Raw genomic sequence first — 16,989 nt, 5'->3', positions numbered from 1 at the left:
AATCCACGGGGACGCTTGCGATGGAAGATTTTCGCCTGCGCGATGCCGCGGTTGCCGATGCGGCGGCGTTGTCGGCATTGGGGCGCAGCAGTTTCGACGCCGCCTTCGGCCACCTCTACCGGCCCGAGGATCTGGCGGGATTTCTGGATACCGCGCATGATCCGGCGGCCGTCGCGGCAGAGATCGCGGACCCTGCCTTTATCCACCGGCTGGCCGTGGACGCGGACGATAGCCTGCTCGGCTATTGCAAGCTGAACGCGGTCAGCGCCTATGCCGGATATTCCGATGCCACCGCGCCGATCGGCCTCAGCCAGCTTTACACCGATCCGGCGCTGACGGGCAAAGGGCTGGGCGCGGCGCTGATGGACTGGGCGCTGGATACCGCGCGTGACCGCGGGGCCGATGCGGTACAGCTATCGGTGTGGAGCGAAAATTTCGGCGCGCAGAAGTTCTATCAGCGATACGGTTTTACCAAGATCGCCGATATCGATTTCTGGGTCGGCAGCCACCGTGACGACGAATTCCTTTATGAATTGCGGCTATAGGCTGCGGGATGCGAACCCTCACAGCCATTTCCAGCGCCAGAATAGGTAAAGCTGCACGGCCAGAATCGCGCTGCACAGGGCGACCACTTCCCAGAATGCATTGCCGTCGTTGACCCCCGGCATGCCGCCGACATTGATGCCCAGCAGCCCCGTGACAAAGCCCAGCGGCAGGAAGATGCCCGCCACGATGGTCAGCATATAGGTCGCCTTTTCGCTGCTGGATGCGGCGCGGGCGCGGATTTCGTCCTGCATCACCACCGCGCTTTCCTTGGATATGTCGATATCGTCGAGATAGCGGCGCAGCCTTTCGATGGTCTCGGCAATCTCGCGACGGTCGTGATCCTCAAACCAGGCGGGGGCGTCGCGGCTGATGCGTTCCAGCGCTTCGTGCTGCGGGCTCATATGCCGTTTCAGCGCAAGGCAATTGCGGCGGATCGTGGTGATCTGGCCCAGCATCTCTTCGGCATCTTCGTCGGGGTCCTGATCTTCCAGCGCGTCCAGATGATCGTTCATATCGACGATGGAACGGCTCATCCGCGCGATCATATGCTCGGTCAGCGCCGTGATCAGCGATCCCGCGTCGGTGGGGCCGATGCCCCGGTCGATCTCTGCCAGAGTGTCGCGCGGGGTCTGCAGCCTTTCGCGGCGCAGCGTGATCAGCCGCCGCCCGTCGCACCATAATTGCATCGAGACCATGTCTTCCGGCTCGGCATTCGGATTGAAATTGATCCCGCGCAGCGTGGCGACCAGGGTCTGCCCTTCGCGAAAGGCGCGCGGGCGGGTGCGGTCGCTGACCAGCAGTTCGGCGGTGGGTTCGGAAAGGCCGATCACCCCTTCCAGCCAGTCCTGCACGCCGGGCTGGTTGCGGCAGATATGCATCCACAACACCTCCAGCGGGCGCGCCGGATCGGGCTGCCAGTCCCGCGCTTCTTCCCACTCGATCCTGCGCCCGCCACCCGCGCCGTCGAGCACGCGGGCGAACAGCAGTGCATCCTCGCCCGTCTGGTCGTCGTAAAGCTGCTCTTCCAAATCCGTCTCCTTGACCGGCGATTGATGGCGGATCAGCGCATTTGTGGCAAATGCGTCTTTGCCCCGTAAAGGAAGCGGTTGTATAGGCGGGCCCATGTCCACAGACAGCATCGCAGCAATCCGCCCATGGCGCATGATCGACCGCCGCAAAAGCCGCCAGATCATGGTGGGCCGCGTACCGGTCGGCGGCGACGCGCCGATCAGCGTGCAGACCATGACCAACACGCTGACCAGCGATGCAAAGGCGACGATCGACCAGATCCGCCGGTGCGAGGATGCGGGCGCGGATATCGTGCGCGTGTCCTGCCCCGACGTCGAATCGACCGCCGCGCTGCGCGAGATCGTGCGCGCCGCGGATGTGCCCATCGTCGCGGACATCCATTTCCATTACAAACGCGCGCTGGAAGCCGCCGATGCGGGCGCGGCATGCCTGCGCATCAATCCCGGCAATATCGGCAGCGACGAACGCGTGGCCGAGGTGGTCCGCGCGGCCAAGGCGAACGGCTGTTCGATCCGCATCGGCGTGAACGCAGGCAGTCTTGAGAAGGACTTGCTGGAGAAATACGGCGAGCCTTGTCCCGAGGCGCTGGTCGAATCGGCGCTCGACCATATCAAGCTGCTGCAGGACCACGATTTCCATGAATACAAGGTCGCGGTGAAGGCCAGCGACGTGTTCCTTGCGGTCGCGGCCTATCAGGGGCTGGCCGACGCGGTCGATTGCCCGTTGCATCTGGGTATTACCGAGGCGGGCGGCCTGATCGGCGGCACAGTCAAATCGGCGCTGGGCATCGGCAATCTGCTGTGGGCGGGCATCGGCGATACTTTGCGCGTCTCCCTCTCGGCAGAGCCGGAAGAGGAAGTGCGCGTCGGGTTCGAAATTCTGAAGGCGCTGGGCCTGCGCACCCGCGGCGTGCGCGTGGTATCCTGCCCGTCCTGCGCGCGGCAGGGTTTCGACGTGATCCGCACCGTTCAGGCGCTGGAAGAGCGTTTGCAGCACATCAAGACGCCGCTGTCGCTGTCGGTACTGGGCTGTGTCGTCAACGGTCCCGGCGAGGCGCGCGAAACCGATATCGGCATTACCGGCGGCGGTAATGGCAAGCATATGGTCTATCTGTCGGGCGTAACCGACCACCATGTGCAAAGCGCCGACATGCTCGATCACATCGTCCGGCTGGTCGAGGCGAAAGCCGCCGAGATCGAGGCGCAAGCAACCGACGCGGGCAAGGCCGCCGAGGCTGCCGAATAAGCAAGGGTTTTACCCTCGCTTAAGCATGGCGTGCCTATGGTCGGGGCATGAGCATGCACAAGGTTTTCTGGATCGGTTTCGCCGCCTGCGCCGTGGGCGCGTTCATGACGGGCATGCCCGAACCGGACGACGCCGGCGAAGGCGGCACGGCGCCCGGAGCGTCGCTGATGGCCGCACCCGCGCCTGCCGCCGCGAATGACGGCTGGGGCGGCGGCGATATCCGGCTCGACCGCCGCGGCGACGGACATTTCTATGCGCAGCCGTCCATCGGCGGGCGGCAGCTGGACGTGATGGTCGACACCGGTGCCAGTTTCGTCGCGCTGACGGGCGACGATGCGCGCGCGGCGGGCATTTACTGGAACGAGGCGGACATCCGCCCTGTCGCGCGCGGGGCCAGCGGCATGGTCGAAGGCGTGCCGGTGATGATCGACCGGATCGAACTGGGCGGCACCGAAATGCGCGACGTAGAAGCAGCCGTCATTCCCGATGGGCTGCCGGTCACACTGCTTGGGCAAAGCTATTTGCGGCGTTTCGACAAGGTCGAGATCGAGGGCGATTCGATGATTCTGTCCCGCGACTGAGCGTTTTTGCGCAAACGGGTAAAGAACATCGGTTAACTTTGAAGCCAGACCCTGTTTGGTATAGATAGTAATCATGAAGAATCGAACCGAACAAAATTCCCTGACGTCCGGTTTGGACAGGAATCGCGCGACTGGCGGGGCTGTATCGCGCCGCGCGGTGCTCGGCGGCGCTCTGGTTGCGGGGGCCGCGCTGGCCGCACCCGCGCGCGCTTTTGCCAGCGCCAGTCCGCTGACGCCGAACCAGCGCCGCGTTCTCGACGTGGCCAGAGACCAGATGGACCGCGCGGGCGATGTGCTGTGGCGCCGCGATATCGCGGGGATTGCCGATTTCGGCGTGCATTCGTCCGTCCCGCGTTTCCACTTCGCCAATGTAGAGGCAGGGACGGTGCGCAGCTTCCTTGTCGCCCACGGCACGGGTTCCGATCCGGAGCATGACGGCTGGCTCAATAATTTCTCGAACACGCCGGGTTCGAACGCGACCAGCCGCGGCGCCTATGTCACCTATGAATGGTACAAGGGCCGCTATGGCACCTCGATCCGGCTGGGCGGGCTGGATCAGGACAATTCCAATGCCCTGCCGCGCTATATCGTCGCCCATTCGGCCGATTACGCGACCAAGGCGCATGTCGAACGCTGGGGACGGCTGGGCCGCTCCAACGGTTGCTTTGCCATGGACCCCGCCGATTTTAACGAGGCATTGTGGAACCTTTCGGGCGGCCGGCTGCTTTACGCCGACCGCCTCGGGATCAGCTGACCGGAACCTGCGGGCCCGGCCGGGGGCGCATCAGGCACCCGGTGCTTCGATCGGAACGATGGCCTCGTCGGTCACATGCTGGCCGGTCTTCACCTTGCGCGGCGCGGCAAAGCTCGCCAGCACCGGTTCGTCGCGGCCATAGATATCGTCGAAGCTGCGCATCACCCCGTCAATGTCGCGGGCCATGGTGAAATAGGTGATATAAACGGGCAGCTCCTTCTTCAGCTCGACCCGCGTATATTTGCGCGAATTCGCGATCTCGACCGCTTCCTCGCTCGACAATCCGCCAAGGCCCTTGGCAAGGATCATGGCAAGCTTCATCGCGTTTTCTGTCCGCACGCAGCCATGGCTCAACGCGCGGCCGCTGTTGTTGAACAGCGATTTCGACGGCGTATCGTGCAAAAAGATCGCATGCGGGTTCGGCATGTCGAGCTTCATCAGGCCCAGCGAATTGCCGGGGCCGGGCTGTTGCACCACCACGGTCATGCCCGCTTCGGTCTTGTATGCCTTATACCCGTTATTGCGTGCATAGGACGGGTTGTTCAGAACGCGCGCGCCCAGACCCTCGCCCACCACGATCGATTGCGGCACGGTCCATGTCGGGTTGAAGATCACGCCCTCGACCGTTTCGGCCAGCTGCGGCGTGGCCGTGCGCCCGGGCTTCCCCACGATGGTGCGGAACGAGGTATGGACCTTGTTATTGATCACCAGCCGCAGCTGGTATTCGGGCACATTGGTCAGCAGATAGTTCTTGCCCAGATCGCGGCCCAGCCAGCGCCAGCGGTCCATATTGGCGCGAATCTTGGCGCGCGCCGCCTTGTCCCCCTCGCTCGTTTCCAGCAGCATCTGCTTGAGCACGGCATAATCGGGATGCACGGGGCTGAGCGAATCGAGCGCGGCCACGATCCCGCCCGTCTGGCCGCCCGCGGCAAGCGCGTCCTGCAGCAACGGCTTGATCGGGTGCAGTTTCCAGTCGGGATCCTCGACGAACCATTGCGCGCGCGAATCCATTTCGGTCCGCCCGTCGCGCAGATCCTCGGCCACCCATGTGAACAGGCGCGTCGCGGTTTCGTTCAGGTCCTTGCCCGCGCCCCTGGCGATGGCGGCCTGCAACGTGTCGGGCTGGTAATCCCTGGGGAACAGCCCTTCATTGCCGATCGCGCGGATATAGCTCAGCAGCGCTTCGGCCTGCGCCACCTGCCAGACGGGGGCGACGGTGAAATAATCGGTCGGGATTTCCTGAATCACCGGTGCCGAAGTCATATCCGTGGGCACTTGCCGGGCCTGATTGGCGGGGGCCTGCTCCTCGGGAAGCAGCGGCTTGGGCTGCGAATTGGCGGGTACGGTCTTTAAAGGCGCGGTTTGGGCCAGCGAGGCGGCAGGCATCGCCAGCGCCCCGGCCCACAGCGCCGCGCCCGCCATCGCGCGGGCGGCATGGCGGGTCTTGGTCGAACGGCAGTCGGTCTTGTTAAAAATCATCGCGATTTCCCGGGCGGGCGATCCGGCCATCCGGTCCCCTCTCTCTTCCATGTCGATACCACGCTTCGGCGTCCTGACCGATACAACGCATGCATCCCCATGGGGTTTCGGCCCCGCTAATCCTCTTTTTCGGCTTTCGCCATGCTGAATCGTGCGCCTGTGCGGCATTTCATGGCAAGATTCGCCTTTTCTACGCCTTGACGAAACGGGCGATCCGGCCCATCGCCGCCGCAAATATTTCGCACCTGCAAACCCGCGCTTGCGAGCCGTTCTTAACTGGCTTCGGCGCGGTCAGATCTGAAGGGAAAGGTCACCCATGACTTCTATCGGCAAGGACACGCTTGGCACCCGCTCGACGATGAGCGTCGGGGGCAAGGAATATGCTTTCTACTCGCTGGCCAAGGCAGCGGAAAAGCTGGGCGATGTTTCGAAGCTGCCCTTCTCGCTGAAGGTGCTGCTGGAAAACATGCTGCGGTTCGAGGATGACGGATTTACCGTGTCTGCCGACGACGCCAAGGCCATCGTCGACTGGCAGAAGAACCCCAAGGCGCCGCACCCCGAAATCCAGTATCGCCCAGCGCGCGTGCTGTTGCAGGATTTCACCGGCGTTCCCTGTGTGGTCGATCTGGCGGCGATGCGCGATGCGATTGCGAAGCTGGGCGGCGACACGCAAAAGATCAATCCGCAGGTTCCCGTGAACCTCGTCATCGACCACTCGGTCATGGTCGATGAATTCGGCCACCCCAAGGCGTTCGAAAAGAACGTCGAGCTGGAATACCAGCGTAATGCCGAGCGTTACGACTTCCTCAAATGGGGCGCGAAGAGCCTTGATAATTTCTACGCCGTGCCCCCGGGCACCGGCATCTGCCACCAGGTAAACCTGGAGCATATCGGTAAGGGCGTGTGGACGTCGAAGGACCCGTCGGGCGCGGACATCGCCTATCCCGACACCTGCGTCGGCACCGATTCGCACACCACCATGATCAACGGCCTTGGCGTTCTGGGCTGGGGCGTCGGCGGGATCGAGGCCGAGGCCGCGATGCTGGGCCAGCCGGTTTCTATGCTGATCCCCGAAGTCGTCGGCTTCAAGCTGACTGGCGAGATGGCAGAGGGCATCACGGCGACCGACCTCGTCCTTACCTGCGTGCAGATGCTGCGTGAAAAGGGCGTGGTGGGCCGCTTCGTCGAATTCTACGGCGAAGGCACGGCCAAGCTGTCGCTGGCCGACCGCGCCACCATCGCCAATATGGCGCCCGAATATGGCGCGACCTGCGGCTTCTTCGGCATCGACGACAAGACGCTCGACTACATGCGCCTGACGGGCCGCGATGAAGACGCGATCGCGCTGGTCGAAGCCTATGCCAAGGAACAGGGCCTCTGGTTCTCGCCCTCCAACCCCGAGCCGATCTTCACCGACACGCTCGAACTCGACATGGGTTCGGTCGTCCCCTCGCTTGCAGGGCCCAAGCGTCCGCAGGACAAGGTCGCGCTCGACAAGGTGGACGAGCTGTTCAACACTGACCTCGAAAAGCTGTATAAAAAAGCGTCGGCCCAGCGCGTTCCGGTCGATGCAGCAGGCCATGACATCGGCGACGGCGACGTGGTGATCGCCGCGATCACCAGCTGCACCAATACCTCGAACCCGTCGGTTCTGGTCGCTGCCGGTCTTGTCGCCAAGAAGGCGCATGAAAAGGGCCTGACCCCCAAGCCATGGGTGAAGACCTCGCTCGCACCAGGGTCGCAGGTCGTGACCGACTATCTGGTGAAGGCCGGCCTGCAGGATCACCTCGATGCGATCGGCTTCGACCTCGTGGGCTATGGCTGCACCACCTGCATCGGCAACTCGGGCCCGCTGGCGGAACCGATCTCGAAGGCGATCAACGGCAATGACATTGTTGCCGCCTCGGTCCTGTCGGGCAACCGCAACTTCGAAGGCCGCGTGTCGCCCGACGTGCGCGCCAACTTCCTCGCATCGCCGCCGCTCGTCGTCGCCTATGCGCTGAAGGGCACCGTCACCGAAGACATCACCGAAACGCCGATCGGCACCGGTTCGGACGGCAGCGAAGTCTATCTCAAGGACATCTGGCCGACCAATTCGGAAGTGGCCGACGTCATGGCCGGCGCGATCAGCCGCGACATGTTCCAGGCCCGCTATGCCGACGTGTACAAGGGTGACGAGCACTGGCAGACGATCGACGTGACGGGTTCGGAAACGTACCAGTGGCGCGCCGGTTCGACCTATGTCGCCAACCCCCCGTATTTCGAGGGGATGAGCATGACCCCCGCGCCGGTGAACGACATCATCGACGCCAAGCCGCTGGCGATCCTGGGCGATTCGGTCACCACCGACCACATCTCGCCCGCAGGTTCGATCAAGGAAGACAGCCCCGCGGGCCGTTACCTGAAAGAGCATCAGGTCGCCAAGGCGGACTTCAACAGCTACGGTTCGCGCCGCGGCAACCATGAAGTGATGATGCGCGGCACCTTTGCCAATATCCGCATCAAGAACGAAATGGTCCCCGGCGTCGAAGGCGGCGAAACCGTCTATAACGGCGAGCAGATGGCGATCTATGACGCCGCCATGAAGCACAAGGCCGACGGCACCCCGCTGGTCGTGATCGGCGGCAAGGAATACGGCACCGGCTCGTCGCGCGACTGGGCGGCGAAGGGCACGATCCTCCTGGGCGTTCGCGCCGTGCTGGTCGAAAGCTTCGAACGTATCCACCGCTCCAACCTTGTCGGCATGGGCGTGCTGCCCCTGCAGTTCAAGGCGGGTGACACGCGCGAAACGCTGGGCCTGACCGGCGACGACAGCTTCACCATCGAAGGGCTCGACAGCCTGAGCCCGAGCCAGGACATCACGGTAAAGGTGACCCGCAAGGACGGTTCCACCTTCAGCTTCGACGTGCTGTGCCGCATCGATACCGCGAACGAGATGGAATATTACCGCAACGGCGGCATCCTCCATTACGTTCTGCGCAAGCTGGCTGCCGACTGAGCCTGACGGTTCGGCCGAACGAAAAAGGGGCGGCTCTCTTGCGAGGGCTGCCCCTTTTCTTTTGGCCCTTTTCTTTCGGCCCTTTTCTTTTGGCCTTTTTTCCTTTGGCCTCTTTGCCTCAACCTTATGTGTCAGCCGCCCAACGCGATGCCATAGCGCGCCTTGACGGCGGCCAGTTCGCCCTGCGCGCCTTCGATTGCCTTGGCGACACAGGCCTGCTCCTCGCTTGACGGAGCGGCGGAGTTGTCGGCCCGCACACAGACCTTGCGGGCGGCGCGACGGATCTGGCGCTGTAAATTGGCGATGCTGTCGCTGCTCGCGAAATCCTCGTCGGTAACTTTGACGCGCACGGTGCGCGTATCGGTTTCCTGCGCCATGGCGGGGGCAGTCAGAGCGGCCGATGCGCCCAGCGCAAGGGCAAATGCTGCAATTCGCATGATGATCCTTCCTCTTCTGTCGAGCGCTTTGCGGCTCTTGTCGAAGTGAAGAATAGGCTGCGCGTAACAGGCCCGCCGCTGCGGATCGACGGAATTGCCAACAGGGTCTGCCAATCGCCAACCGGCCCGACGAAGCGCGCAAACCGCCCGCCGAACGACCGTCAATCGTCGAACAGACCGCCCGGCGGAGCGCCCTGTTGCGGCGGGACCAGCCCCAGATGCTGCCAGCCGCGATCGTTCAGGCAGCGTCCCCGCGCCGTTCGGGCGACAAGGCCAAGCTGGATCAGATAGGGCTCGATCACTTCCTCGATCGTGTCGCGCGGTTCGGACAGGCCCGCGGCCAGCGTCTCGACGCCCACCGGCCCGCCCTTGTAGATATCGGCGATCATGTGGAGATAGCGCCGGTCCTGCGCGTCGAGGCCGAGCGAATCGACCTCCAGCCTTGTCAGCGCGTCGTCGGCCAGCCGGTCGGTAATGGTCGGCGCGCCCGCGACATCGGCGAAATCGCGCACGCGGCGCAGCAGGCGGCCCGATACGCGGGGCGTGCCGCGCGACCGCCGTGCAATTTCCCGCGCGCCGCCGGGATCGATCCCGATATTGAGCAGCCGCGCCCCGCGCGACACGACGCTCTCCAGTTCCTCCACCGTGTAGAAATTCAGCCGCACCGGAATGCCGAAACGGTCGCGTAATGGCGTGGTCAGCAGCCCCTGCCGCGTGGTCGCCCCCACCAGCGTGAAGGGCGGCAGGTCGATCCGGACGCTGCGCGCCGCCGGACCCTCACCGATAATCAGGTCGAGCGCGCGATCCTCCATCGCGGGATAGAGCACTTCCTCGACTACGGGGTTCAGGCGGTGAATCTCGTCGATGAAAAGAACGTCGCCTTCTTCCAGATTGGTCAGCAGCGCGGCCAGATCGCCCGATTTGGCGATCACGGGCCCGCTGGTGGCGCGAAACCCCACGCCCAGCTCGCGCGCGACGATCTGTGCCAGCGTGGTCTTGCCAAGGCCGGGAGGGCCGAAGAACAGCACATGGTCCATCGCCTCGCTGCGCGACTTTGCCGCTTCGATAAAGACGCGCAGGTTTTCGCGCGCGGCTTGCTGGCCGACGAATTCCTCAAGCGTCTTGGGACGCAGCGCCGCATCCGGATCGTCGGGCTGCCGCTCGGGCGAATGGAGGGGGACGGGGTCGGTCATCAGAACGGGTTCAGCGTATAGCCCTGCTGTTGCAGCAAAGCATGGGCAGTCATTGCCGACAGCGCCATTTCGACGCCAGGGAGCAATTCTTCCCTTGCAATGCCCATTGCGGCGGCGCTTTGCCCGCACAAGATCACGCGTACGCCCTTTTCCACCAGTGCCGAGACGATGGCGGCATTGGCGCTCTCCGTCCCGTTCTTACGTTTGGCATAGGCATCCGATGTCAGCACATCGACACCCGCGCCGCCATGGACGACGACCGCAAGCCGGATGCTCCCTTCCGGAACGCCGCTTCGCACATGCATGTTATAGAACCGCGCCAGCGATACCAAACCGCGATTGGCTTGACCGTCGGGCGCAGCCTCGGTCAGGTCGAAGGCAACGTTGAACTCCGTCCCGTCGGGTATCGGCATGTCGCTCTCCACCTTGGCGACGGGGCCGAAGGGAAAGACGGGGCCGGGGGTCATGCCTGCGGGCAAATCCTGCGCGGCGGCAGGCATGGCGATGGCTAGCAGCGGCAATAGCAACAGATTTCGCATACAGGGCTCCTAGCTCGCCGCCTTCTTCAATGCCGCGCGGATCAGTGCGCTTTCGCTGGCATCCGGCCCCAGTTCGCCCTGCGCTTCGGCCACGGCCTTGGCAGCGATGGCGGGCTTGAATCCCAGATTTTCCAGTGCCGACACAGCATCGGCGCTGTTCCCGCCGACAGGCGCGGCGACCATGCCGCCCGCCCCGGCCACGACCGGCATGCCGCCTGCCTTTTCCTTCAACTCGTTCACGATGCGGCCTGCCAGTTTCGGCCCCACGCCGTTCGCCCGCGCGACCATCGCGGCGTCTCCGCCCGCGCAGGCCTGCTGCAACTCCTCGGTCGAAAGCGCCGATAGAATGGCCAGCGCCACTTTCGACCCCACGCCCTGCACGCCGTGGAGCAGGCGGAACCAGTCCCGCTCTGCCCCTTTGGCAAAGCCGATCAGGCGCATGTCGTTCTCGCTTACTTGCAGGTCGGTATAGACCGTGCAGATCTCACCCTTCTCGCCCAGCGCCGATAAGGTGCGTGCCGAACAATGGACCAGATAGCCCACGCCGCCCACGTCGATGACGGCCCAATCCGTGCCGGTTTCGTCCAGCCTGCCTGCAAGTTTGGCGATCATGCTTGCTGCCTAGCGTTGTTTCTGCTTTGTTTCGAGGGGGGAACCGATTCAACCCACAAGCCTTCTGTAAAAGGGCCCGATGTGCACTGGCCCGATCCTCACAGTCAGGGCGAAAGGATGGCGACATGGCAGGCGGATGGTCGCGCGATGGCGCGGTGCAGGACCAGATCGACGATACGGTAAAGGATGCGGTCGCGGGGGCGCGGGCGCGCATGCCGGCGGGCGAAGGGCTGGAATATTGCGAGGAATGCGGCGAGCGTATTCCCGACAAACGGCGCGCGGCATTGCCCGGTGTGCGCACCTGCGTACCCTGCCAGACGCAGACAGACCGCACCATCCGCCACAGCGCGATCAACCGGCGCGGCAGCAAGGACAGCCAGTTGCGCTGATCCGTCTAAAGAATGCCGTTTCCGGTGCCGGAATACCCTCAGGCGATGCCGCGCTGCCTGCCGTCGGTTCCGTCGAACAGCGCCAGCACCGAACGGGCCTGCGCCTGCTTGGTAAATTCGCGCCGCGCCTTGCGGATCGTGCCCTGTGACAGGCGGGTGCGTTCGGCGTCGTCCGACAATTGCACCATGGCGTCGGCAAAGCCTTCGACATCTTCGAAATCGACCAGCAAGCCGTTATCGCCCTGCTCGATCTGGTCGAGCGCGCCGCCACCGGGCGTGCGGATCGGCACCAGACCGGTCGCCATGCCCTCAACCACGACCAGCCCGTACCCTTCCACCCGGCTGGGCAGGATAAAGGCATCGCTCGCCCAGTAATAGCTGAGCACATCGGTTTTGAACCCGTCAAAGCGGAACATGGCCTGGTCGCCATCGGATTGCAGCGCGTATTCGCGGATTTCCTGCTCTTCGGCGGCGGTGCCATTGCCGATCAGAATGGCTTTCAGCGGGCGGTCGATGCGGGTGGCGGCAAGGCGGGCGGATTGCACCAGAATGTCGATGCCCTTGTTCCAGCTGATCCGCCCGACTTGCAGGCAGACGAAATCGCGCGCTCCGATGCCCAGCCGCTCGCGCGCGCTGGCCCGTTCGGCCGGTGTCGGCGGGCGAAAGCGGGCCTCGTCGATGGCGCCGACGACCTTGCGGATGCGCCGCGCCGCCGGAGGGCATTCCGCGGCCAGCTGGGCGCGCGTTTCCTCGGACAATACGACGATCGCGTCCACTGCGCAGACCGACACCACGATCCGCGCGGGCAGCGACAGCGAGGCGCGGGTCTTGCCCACGATATCGGCCTTTCCGGCATGGAACGACGGGTGATAGGTCGCCACCACCGGCACGCGCGCCAGCAGCCGGATCGCCTTACCCCACATGATCATGCCCAGCCCGTGCACGTTCACGCTGTCGATCGCATGTTTGCGCATAAAGGCGCGGATCGTGCGCCATTGCGACCATGTCGGGCGTCCGGCGAGGTCGGGGATGCACAGCACATCGTCGCACAGGCGGTCCAATTGTCCCACGCGGTCGGCATCGGCACCGGCGGCGATCACGCGGCTGGTCACGAAATGGACCTTGCAGCCCTGTTCCCTCAATCCTGCGGCCAGCGTCATGCAATAGGAGAAGATCCCGTCATTGCAGTCGGTCTTGCGCATCAGGAACATGACGTTGCGGGCCTGCCGTGCGACGGGCAGGCGCGGCTTTGCCGTGCCGGCGACGGGCCGGCCCTTGGCCAAGGTGCTCATGACTTACCCCCGTAGTCATCATGCGCTGCCGCGACTCGAAACGGGCGGCGCGATGGGGGCAAGGATCACCCTCCCCATGGCGTTCGCGCAACAAGATTACGCAAGTGCAGCATGGGAATTTAGGGGGATGCGATGGTTAACGGCTGAAAACTATAGCGTTCTTGTCAGATGCGCATGCGCAATCGCGACGGCCAGAGCGTCGGCGGCGTCCGATCCGGCGATGGCAACGCCGGGAAGCAGCACCTTCAGCATCGCCTGAACCTGATTCTTGTCGGCGCCGCCCGTGCCGACGACCGACTTTTTCACGACCTTGGCGGAATGTTCGTGAACGGCAAGACCGGCCGTGCCGCAGGCCGCCAGCACTGCGCCGCGCGCATGGGCCAGTTTCAGCGTCGATTGCGGGTTCTTGTTGACGAACACTTCCTCGGCGGCGGCGACATCGGGGCAATGAACCCTGATCACCTCGGCCAGCGCCTGCTGCAATGCGGCAAGGCGAAACGACATCTCGTCCCTGCTGCTGGTCGGCACCTGCCCGTTGGCAATATGGCTGAGGCGCGATCCCGATTTGCGGATCACGCCCCAGCCGGTGCAGGTCAGCGAAGGGTCGAGGCCCAAGACGATCATCGGCGCCCTGTCATGCAAGGACCAGGAAACAGGGGCGGTCAGGCCCCGATCTTCTCCATGATCTCGTCCGAAACCTCGTAATTGCCCCAGACGGTCTGCACGTCGTCGTCGTCGTCCAGCGCGTCGACCAGCTTGAACAATGTGCCCGCGCTATCCTCGTCCACTTCGACGGTGATGTTGGGCTTCCATGCCAGCTTGACGTTCTCGGCCTCGCCCAGAACCTTTTCGAGGGCGCCCGCCACTTCGTGCAGCGCTTCCATCTGGGTCCAGATGGTGTGGCCGTCCTCGCTCGATTCGACATCGTCGGCACCAGCCTCGATCGCGGCTTCCAGCACCTTTTCCTCGTCACCGGCAGAGGCGGGATATTCGATCAGGCCCAGCCGTTCGAAGCCGTGGGCGACCGCGCCCGCGGTGCCCAGATTGCCGCCGTTCTTGCTGAACGCGGTGCGCACATTGGTGGCGGTGCGGTTGCGATTGTCGGTCAGCGCCTCGACGATCAGGGCCACGCCGCCCGGGCCATAGCCCTCATAGCGGATTTCCTCGTAATCGTCGCCTTCGTTCGCCGATGCCTTGTCGATGGCGCGCTGGATATTGTCCTTGGGCATCGACTGGGCCTTGGCGTTGTTCACGGCAAGGCGCAGGCGCGGGTTCATGTCGGGATCGGGCGTGCCCATCTTGGCGGCGACGGTGATCTCGCGCGACAGTTTCGAGAACATGGCAGAGCGCTTTTTGTCCTGCGCGCCCTTGCGATGCATGATGTTTTTGAATTTGGAATGGCCGGCCATTGCCGTTCTCGTCCTCGGGTCGTTTTGTCGGTAAGGCGCGCCCTTACAGCAGGGGAGAGGGGCAGGGCAAGCGCGGCGGTTCGCAGGATAGGGGCACCCTGCCTCGGTTGACAAAGGTGACATGCACCGCGCGGCCTGTCACCCGTTGCCAAGGCGCGGTTTCATGCGGCTTTGCGGCCCATTGGTTGACAGCTTGGCGGATCGGGGAGAATGCACGGAAGGAAAGAGCGTTTCCGGCCTGCGATGGCGGATTGTCCGTCAGTAGGAAAATAAAGGCCAGTAGGAAAATAAGGGCGCGATAAGGCAGGGGTTCCGGTTGCATGACCATCGGCAAGATCGACCATATCAATATCAGCACGACCGACCTTGCCGCGACGGTGGCGTTTTTCCGCGACATGCTGGGCCTGATCCCGACCGATCCGCCGGGCATGGACCCCGCGCTGAACAGCTGGATGATAAACGAAGAGGGCGAGGCGCTGGTCCATATCAACACGCGCGAGCATGAGCGCGAGGCAGGGCCGATCAACCATGTCGCCTTTGCCTGCACCGGCTATGACGACTATCTCGCCCGCCTGAAAAGCGCGGGATACGACGTGGCCGAAAGCGACCGCTGGGACGTGGCGAAACTGCGCCAGATTTTCGTATTCGGTCCGGAAGGGTCGAGGATCGAACTGAATTTTCGGGAGCCGCCTGCGAACTAGCTCGCAGAACTGATTCACCAAAGGCGGCGACCCGGCAGACGGTACCGAAGGTCCCTAGGCCGAAGCGGCCCGTTTGACGTAACAGCCAAAGCCGTCTCCGAACCACTGCCTAAAGCAGTTTCTGCCACCAGCTGACATCGCGCCAGTCTTCCAGCTTCCAGCCGACTTCGCGGTAGATGCCGACCTGTTCGAACCCGAAAGATCGGTGCAGCGCGATGCTGGGGTCGTTGGGCAGGGAAATCCCCGCAAAGGCGGCGTGATAGCGTTCCTTCAGCATGGGCATCAGCGCGGAATAGAGCGCGGTGCCGACACCGCGTCGCGCCATGGCGGGATCGACATAGACCGCCACGTCGCAGGACGAGCTATAGGCGTCGCGCGTGCGGTGGGGGCTGCCATAGGCATAGCCGATCACTGCCATGCCGCGCACCGCGACCAGCCAGCCATAGGTGCCGCCATAGGCGTTGATCCGCTTCAGCATCTCGCCCGCCGAAGGCGGTTCGGTTTCAAAGCTGATCCATGTATCGGTGACGAACGGGGCGTAGATCGCGGCGCAGGCGGCGGCATCGTCTGCCCGCGCGCGCCTGATACGGAAATCGGTCAAGCTGCTATCAGTCCAGAATAACGGCAGTGCCCGACACGCTGACCATCAGCATGGAGCCGTTCTGGCCCAGCACTTCGTAATCGATGTCGACGCCGATCACCCCGTTGCCGCCCAGCGACAAAGCCTCTTGCCGCATTTCAGCGAGGGCTTCCTTGCGCGCGCGGGCCAGCACTTCCTCGTACTTGCCCGAACGCCCGCCGACCAGATCGGTGATCGAGGCGAAGATGTCGCGGAACAGGTTCGCGCCGACGATCACCTCGCCCGTAACGATGCCCAGATAGTCGCGCACCGTGCGCCCTTCGACCACGGCGGTGGTGGTTACCAGCATGCCGCCGCCATCGCCGCGATTGCTCCAGGGATTTGCCATCGTTCCGGTCTCCTCATCCAACGGTCGCACCGGTTACTAGCCTGTCGCATGAATGTGACAAGCCACCGGCCCGACCAGAGGAATTGTGCCAGCGATCAGCCGATGCCCAGAGCCGCCTTATAGGTTTCGAGGATCAGCTCCATCTCGCGGCGGTCGTCGGCGTTCATCTTACGCAGGCGGACGATCTGGCGCATGATCTTGACGTCATAGCCCACGGCCTTGGCTTCGGCGTAAACGTCGCGGATGTCGTCGGCGATGCCCTTCTTCTCTTCTTCAAGGCGCTCGACGCGCTCGATCAGAAGGCGCAGGCGATCGTCGGTGGTTTCGGCTTCGGCCATCGGTCAGCTCCGGTGAGAATCGGTTGGGAGAATCGTAAAGAGCGGGCCTGATAGGCAGGGCGGCGCGCGGGGTGAAGATGCGCGCCCGCGAAAATTGTGCCGCGCGTGGATAAGTGGCGCATCAGGATGTGTATCAGGGCAGGGCGCTGCGCACCTTGTTGAGGGCAAGGCTGCTTTCCATCCGGTCCAGCTGTTCCTGTGTGGCCGGGGTCTGGTGGTTGGCCTTCCACTCTTCCATCGGCATGCCGTGGATCAGTTCGCGCGCCGCTGCCTTGTCGCCGGGAAAGCCCGCGTCCTGTATCCAGTCGGCCAGGCAATTGCGGCAGAACCCCGCCAGCCCCATCAGTTCGATATTCTGCGCATCGTGGCGATGGCGCAAATGGCGGACCAGCCGGCGGAAGGCGGCGGCGGCAACATCGTCGGGCAGCAGGTCAAGCTGGTCGGGATGCGGGGTATCGGGCATGAAATTCACTCCAGTT

20 protein-coding genes are annotated in these 16,989 nt (G+C 63.8%); 7 read left to right on the top strand and 13 right to left on the bottom strand.

All coding sequences use genetic code 11. The features are described from left to right. The first annotated feature begins 20 nt into the window (after window positions 1–20). A complete protein-coding gene (locus tag LOZ74_RS17000) occupies window positions 21–545 on the top strand; it encodes a GNAT family N-acetyltransferase (RefSeq protein WP_230292168.1) in 525 nt (174 codons plus the stop codon). 18 nt (window positions 546–563) lie between these two features. Here LOZ74_RS17000 and LOZ74_RS16995 read toward each other — a convergent pair whose 3' ends face one another. After that, a complete protein-coding gene (locus LOZ74_RS16995) occupies window positions 564–1,574 on the bottom strand; it encodes a zinc transporter ZntB (protein WP_230292167.1) in 1,011 nt (336 codons plus the stop codon). A 94-nt stretch (window positions 1,575–1,668) separates the two neighbouring features. Between LOZ74_RS16995 and ispG the strand changes: the two genes are divergently transcribed. The 3 genes from ispG (at window position 1,669) to LOZ74_RS16980 (ending at window position 4,155) form a co-directional block, all read left to right on the top strand. Beyond that, complete coding sequence (ispG, locus tag LOZ74_RS16990) at window positions 1,669–2,820, top strand: flavodoxin-dependent (E)-4-hydroxy-3-methylbut-2-enyl-diphosphate synthase (protein WP_230292166.1); 1,152 nt, start codon at window positions 1,669–1,671, stop codon at window positions 2,818–2,820. Between the two features lie 47 nt (window positions 2,821–2,867). Further along, window positions 2,868–3,401 carry a TIGR02281 family clan AA aspartic protease gene (locus LOZ74_RS16985; RefSeq protein WP_230292165.1) on the top strand — a complete coding sequence of 178 codons (534 nt, stop codon included), beginning with the start codon at window positions 2,868–2,870 and terminating at the stop codon, window positions 3,399–3,401. 112 nt (window positions 3,402–3,513) lie between these two features. Beyond that, entirely contained in the window at window positions 3,514–4,155 is a 642-nt protein-coding gene (locus LOZ74_RS16980) for a murein L,D-transpeptidase catalytic domain-containing protein (RefSeq protein WP_230292164.1), read from the top strand. A gap of 30 nt (window positions 4,156–4,185) precedes the next feature. Here LOZ74_RS16980 and LOZ74_RS16975 read toward each other — a convergent pair whose 3' ends face one another. Beyond that, window positions 4,186–5,634: a L,D-transpeptidase family protein gene (locus tag LOZ74_RS16975; protein WP_230292163.1), complete on the bottom strand. Its 1,449-nt coding sequence runs from the start codon at window positions 5,632–5,634 to the stop codon at window positions 4,186–4,188. 316 nt (window positions 5,635–5,950) lie between these two features. On the opposite strand from LOZ74_RS16975, the gene acnA reads away from it, so the two are divergent. Next, on the top strand, window positions 5,951–8,632 hold the full coding sequence (gene acnA, locus LOZ74_RS16970) for an aconitate hydratase AcnA (protein WP_230292162.1): 2,682 nt from the start codon (window positions 5,951–5,953) through the stop codon (window positions 8,630–8,632). A 131-nt stretch (window positions 8,633–8,763) separates the two neighbouring features. Here the strand turns inward: acnA and LOZ74_RS16965 are convergent, their stop codons facing one another. From LOZ74_RS16965 to ruvA, 4 genes are all read right to left on the bottom strand, one after another. Beyond that, complete coding sequence (locus LOZ74_RS16965) at window positions 8,764–9,069, bottom strand: UrcA family protein (RefSeq protein ID WP_230279727.1); 306 nt, start codon at window positions 9,067–9,069, stop codon at window positions 8,764–8,766. A gap of 161 nt (window positions 9,070–9,230) precedes the next feature. After that, the gene (gene ruvB, locus LOZ74_RS16960; protein ID WP_230292161.1) at window positions 9,231–10,262 is read right to left on the bottom strand and encodes a Holliday junction branch migration DNA helicase RuvB; all 1,032 of its coding nucleotides are present in this window, start codon (window positions 10,260–10,262) and stop codon (window positions 9,231–9,233) included. Beyond that, window positions 10,262–10,801: a DsrE family protein gene (locus tag LOZ74_RS16955; protein ID WP_230292160.1), complete on the bottom strand. Its 540-nt coding sequence runs from the start codon at window positions 10,799–10,801 to the stop codon at window positions 10,262–10,264. Before LOZ74_RS16955 ends, ruvB begins: the two co-directional genes overlap by 1 nt. A 9-nt stretch (window positions 10,802–10,810) precedes the next feature. Then, complete coding sequence (gene ruvA, locus LOZ74_RS16950; protein WP_230279730.1) at window positions 10,811–11,413, bottom strand: Holliday junction branch migration protein RuvA; 603 nt, start codon at window positions 11,411–11,413, stop codon at window positions 10,811–10,813. Window positions 11,414–11,538: 125 nt separating this feature from the next. Between ruvA and LOZ74_RS16945 the strand changes: the two genes are divergently transcribed. Next, complete coding sequence (locus tag LOZ74_RS16945; protein ID WP_230279731.1) at window positions 11,539–11,802, top strand: DksA/TraR family C4-type zinc finger protein; 264 nt, start codon at window positions 11,539–11,541, stop codon at window positions 11,800–11,802. Between the two features lie 38 nt (window positions 11,803–11,840). Here LOZ74_RS16945 and LOZ74_RS16940 read toward each other — a convergent pair whose 3' ends face one another. The 3 genes from LOZ74_RS16940 to LOZ74_RS16930 form a co-directional block, all read right to left on the bottom strand. Continuing rightward, the gene (locus LOZ74_RS16940) at window positions 11,841–13,094 is read right to left on the bottom strand and encodes a glycosyltransferase family 4 protein (protein WP_230292159.1); all 1,254 of its coding nucleotides are present in this window, start codon (window positions 13,092–13,094) and stop codon (window positions 11,841–11,843) included. 150 nt (window positions 13,095–13,244) lie between these two features. Next, entirely contained in the window at window positions 13,245–13,718 is a 474-nt protein-coding gene (gene ruvC / locus LOZ74_RS16935; RefSeq protein ID WP_230292158.1) for a crossover junction endodeoxyribonuclease RuvC, read from the bottom strand. A 38-nt stretch (window positions 13,719–13,756) separates the two neighbouring features. After that, on the bottom strand, window positions 13,757–14,503 hold the full coding sequence (locus tag LOZ74_RS16930) for a YebC/PmpR family DNA-binding transcriptional regulator (protein ID WP_230292157.1): 747 nt from the start codon (window positions 14,501–14,503) through the stop codon (window positions 13,757–13,759). Window positions 14,504–14,823: 320 nt separating this feature from the next. Here LOZ74_RS16930 and LOZ74_RS16925 point away from each other — a divergent pair, with 320 nt between their 5' ends. Next, window positions 14,824–15,204 (top strand): VOC family protein, encoded by a 381-nt coding sequence (locus LOZ74_RS16925; protein WP_230292156.1) that lies wholly within the window; start codon window positions 14,824–14,826, stop codon window positions 15,202–15,204. A 109-nt stretch (window positions 15,205–15,313) separates the two neighbouring features. On the opposite strand, the gene LOZ74_RS16920 is transcribed toward LOZ74_RS16925, so the two are convergent. The 4 genes from LOZ74_RS16920 to LOZ74_RS16905 all read right to left on the bottom strand — a co-directional run bounded on the left by LOZ74_RS16920 (window position 15,314) and on the right by LOZ74_RS16905 (window position 16,973). Further along, window positions 15,314–15,805 carry a GNAT family N-acetyltransferase gene (locus LOZ74_RS16920; protein ID WP_230292155.1) on the bottom strand — a complete coding sequence of 164 codons (492 nt, stop codon included), beginning with the start codon at window positions 15,803–15,805 and terminating at the stop codon, window positions 15,314–15,316. Between the two features lie 7 nt (window positions 15,806–15,812). Beyond that, complete coding sequence (locus LOZ74_RS16915) at window positions 15,813–16,133, bottom strand: heavy metal-binding domain-containing protein (RefSeq protein ID WP_230281890.1); 321 nt, start codon at window positions 16,131–16,133, stop codon at window positions 15,813–15,815. Window positions 16,134–16,267: 134 nt separating this feature from the next. Then, window positions 16,268–16,510 carry a DUF2312 domain-containing protein gene (locus LOZ74_RS16910; protein ID WP_230279736.1) on the bottom strand — a complete coding sequence of 81 codons (243 nt, stop codon included), beginning with the start codon at window positions 16,508–16,510 and terminating at the stop codon, window positions 16,268–16,270. Between the two features lie 133 nt (window positions 16,511–16,643). After that, window positions 16,644–16,973: a DUF1244 domain-containing protein gene (locus tag LOZ74_RS16905; protein WP_230292154.1), complete on the bottom strand. Its 330-nt coding sequence runs from the start codon at window positions 16,971–16,973 to the stop codon at window positions 16,644–16,646. Window positions 16,974–16,989 lie beyond the last annotated feature (16 nt).

Source organism: Croceicoccus sp. Ery5, assembly GCF_020985325.1.
Lineage (GTDB): Bacteria > Pseudomonadota > Alphaproteobacteria > Sphingomonadales > Sphingomonadaceae > Croceicoccus.
The sequence above is the reverse complement of the archived record's forward strand: the minus strand, read 5'-3'. Positions and strand labels throughout refer to the sequence as shown.